This window comes from Amycolatopsis sp. NPDC024027 (assembly GCF_040638975.1).
Classification (GTDB): domain Bacteria; phylum Actinomycetota; class Actinomycetes; order Mycobacteriales; family Pseudonocardiaceae; genus Amycolatopsis.
In genome coordinates this window covers 1-3264 of sequence record NZ_JBEZYY010000051.1, presented here as the reverse complement: position 1 = coordinate 3264, position 3264 = coordinate 1, and the positions used below count along the sequence as shown (strand labels likewise).

2 protein-coding genes and 1 pseudogene are annotated in these 3264 nt (G+C 71.7%); all 3 read left to right on the top strand.

Features of this window, described 5'->3' with window-relative positions:
* The first annotated feature begins 175 nt into the window (after positions 1-175).
* The 3 genes and pseudogenes from AB0F52_RS48620 to AB0F52_RS48610 all read left to right on the top strand — a co-directional run bounded on the left by AB0F52_RS48620 (position 176) and on the right by AB0F52_RS48610 (position 3110).
* Positions 176-832 carry a toll/interleukin-1 receptor domain-containing protein gene (locus tag AB0F52_RS48620; protein WP_360186471.1) on the top strand — a complete coding sequence of 219 codons (657 nt, stop codon included), beginning with the start codon at positions 176-178 and terminating at the stop codon, positions 830-832.
* A gap of 77 nt (positions 833-909) precedes the next feature.
* Positions 910-1686: pseudogene (locus tag AB0F52_RS48615) on the top strand (transcriptional regulator, SARP family protein); the annotation flags it as partial.
* Between the two features lie 11 nt (positions 1687-1697).
* Positions 1698-3110 (top strand): tetratricopeptide repeat protein, encoded by a 1413-nt coding sequence (locus tag AB0F52_RS48610; RefSeq protein ID WP_360186474.1) that lies wholly within the window; start codon positions 1698-1700, stop codon positions 3108-3110.
* Positions 3111-3264: the final 154 nt, after the last annotated feature.

Below are 3264 nucleotides of genomic sequence, written 5' to 3'. Positions count from 1 at the left end.
AGCATTCGCCCAGCTCGCCTGCGCGGTGATCTGCTACCGCCGAGCCATCAAACTGGACCTGCTCACCCACAACAACCCCAAATGAGATGCGGTCTAAGCGGCGTATGCATGCGTGGTAGGGCATCCTCATCATCGGCTGCTGGCCAACACAGGACAGGTACGGATGGGAGCCGCCGTGGGCGGGGTGTTCATCAACTACCGTGGCGACGACAGCCGCGCCATGGGCGAGCTGCTCGACCGCGATCTCGCCGCGACGTTCGGCCGGGAGCAGGTGTTCCTGGACTGTTACTCCATCCCGCCAGGTGTCGACTTCGTCCAAGAACTGATGACACGAGTCCGGTGCTGCAGGGTTCTGCTGGTCGTGATCGACCGCGACTGGCTAACCGTCACCACACCTGCCGGCGGTCGACGAATCGACGACCCAGCTGACTGGATCCGCGGCGAGATCGTCGAGGCATTCGCCGCCGGAGTTCGAGTGGTACCAGTTCTGGTCGACGACACGGACACGCCCACCGAGGGGCAGCTGCCCGCCGACCTGCAGGCACTCGCGCGCTGCCAGGCCGTGACCGTGCGCCGGCGTCATACCCGCTTCGACGTCAGCGCCTTGATCCACCAGCTGTGTGAAGTCGAGCCCACACTCGCCGTGGCGGCCTCAAGCGCGCCGAGCGCCCAGGACACGACGATCACTGACGCTCCCGGGCCGCGCGGCGTGAACGTCACCGGCGGCGTGCACGGCACCGGAGCAGGAATCACGATCGGTGCGGCCACCGGCGACCACTTCACCATCGGCACACCACCGCCCTCTGCGCAGCAGCCGCACAACCCTCGCTAGCCGACGCGGACCACGGGCACACCGCGTCGGCGGCCGACCCGCCCCACCCCGGCACCACCCCGGACGCCGGCACCGCGGTGACCACGAGCATCCACGGTGACCTCGTCGCCACCGATCACGGTGCCGCCGTCGGTGTGGTGCACGGCAACCTGAACCTGCACCCACCACCCCCGCGACCCGCGCCGCCCATCCCGCGGCAGCTGCCCGCCGCACCGGGACTCTTCACCGGCCGGACCACGGAACTGGCCCGCCTGGACCGCGCCCTCACCCACGCCGCCGCACCGCAGGAACCAGGCACCGACACACGGGAACCGACCACCGCAGCCCCCACCACCGGCCCGGCAGGTGCGGGGACGACGGTGCTGGTCTCAGCGATCGGCGGTGCCGGGGGCATCGGCAAGACCTGGCTCGCCCTGGCCTGGGCACACCAGCACCTGGAGCGGTTTCCCGACGGGCAGCTGTTCGTCGACCTGCACGGCTTCAGCCCCACCGGCGAACCGGTGCAGCCGGCGGTGGCGGTGCGCGGGTTCCTCGACGCCCTGGAAGTCGAGGCGAACCGCATCCCCACCGACCTCGACGCCCAAGCCGCGCTCTACCGCAGCCTGGTGGCCGGGCGGCGAATGCTCGTCGTGCTGGACAACGCCGCCACCAGCGACCAGGTGGTACCGCTGCTGCCCGGTTCGCCGTCCTGCACCGTGCTGGTCACCGGCCGCACCAGGCTCGCCTCGCTGATCGACCGGCACGGCGCCCACCACCTGCCCCTGGACGTCCTGTCCCCCGAGGAGGCCCGCGGCATGCTGGCCGCCCGACTGGGCGCAGGCCGCATCGCCGCCGAACCCGAGGCGGTGGACGAGCTGATCGGGCTGTGCGGGGGCCACCCGCTGGCGTTGTCGATCACCGCACGCACCGCCGGCACCCGCCCCAACATCGCGCTGGCCGAGGCCGCCGCCGAACTGCGCGACCTCGGCCTGGAGGCGCTCGACCACGACACCGACCCGGCCGCCAGCCTGCCCACCGTGCTGTCCTGGTCCCTGCGCTACCTCACCGACACCCAGCGCACCGTGTTCGCGCTGCTGGGCATCGCCCCCGGCCCCGACACCACCCCGCCCGCCACCGCCGCCCTCACCGGCCTGCCCGACCGCCTCGCCCGCAGGACGCTGAGCGGACTGGAGAACGCCTCCCTGCTGGAACGGCGGCCGGGCGGCCGCTACGCCATGCACGACCTGGTCCGCCGCTACGCCACGGACACCGCCCGCACCACCCTGCCCGAGGAGGTGCGGGAAGCGGCCCTGATCCGGGTGGGGGACTTCCACCTGCACACCGCCCACGCCGCCGACCGCCTCCTGAATCCCCACCGCGCGCTCGTGCGGCCCGAGCCGCCCGCGCCCGGCGTGCACCCGCACCCGCTGCCCGACACCACCGCGGCGATGGCCTGGCTGGACGCCGAGCACGCCACCCTGCTGGCCACCCAGCGCACCGCCGCCACCCTCGGCCACCACCACACCGTCTGGCACCTGGCCTGGAACCTGAACACCTTCTACCTCCGACGGGGACACCTGCACGACGCGGTCACCACGTGGCGGGCCGCACTGCACGCCGCAGACCACCTGCCCGACCCCGCCACCCGCAGCCGCACCCACCGGCACTTCGGCCGTGCCTGCTCCCGGCTGGGCCTGCAGGAACAGGCCACTACCCACCTGGAGCAGGCCCTGGACCTGGCCCTGCGCAACCACGATGCCACCGAACAGGCCCACACCCACCGGGCACTCGCGTCAGCCTGGGAACAGCGGGGGGGGACGACCGGCAGGCCCTGGAACACGCCCACCACGCCCTCGACCTCTACCGCGCCCTCGACCAGCCGGTGCAGGAAGCCGGCGCGCTCAACGCGGTCGGCTGGTACGCCGCGCGCCTGGGCCGGTTCGACACCGCCCGCGAGCACTGCCAGGCCGCACTCACCCTGCACCGCCACCACCACCCCACCGGCGAGGCGAACACCCTGGACAGCCTGGGCTACATGGCCCACCACACCGGCGACCACCACCAGGCCCTCGCTCACTACCACCACGCCCTCACCCTGCGCCGCACCCTCGGCAACACCTTCCAGGTCGCGGACACCCTCAACGGCGTGGGCCACCCCTACGCCGCGCTCGGCCGGCACGAGCAGGCTCGCACGTTGTGGCGGGAGGCGCTGCAGCTGTACCGGAACCAAGGCCGCGACGCCGACGCCGAGCGCGTCCAACACCAACTCGACGACCTCGACGACCTCGACGACAACTGAACCACGACGCTGCCTACCAGGCAGTTACCGGACAGCGGAGCATTATCGGCAGAGTGGTCGGGACTGTAAAACGAGCGGTGTAACTCCCGATCATGGAAGTGCACCTGATGACCGACATGATGTCCAGCGTGGAGAACGCTGAGGACTCGAAGGC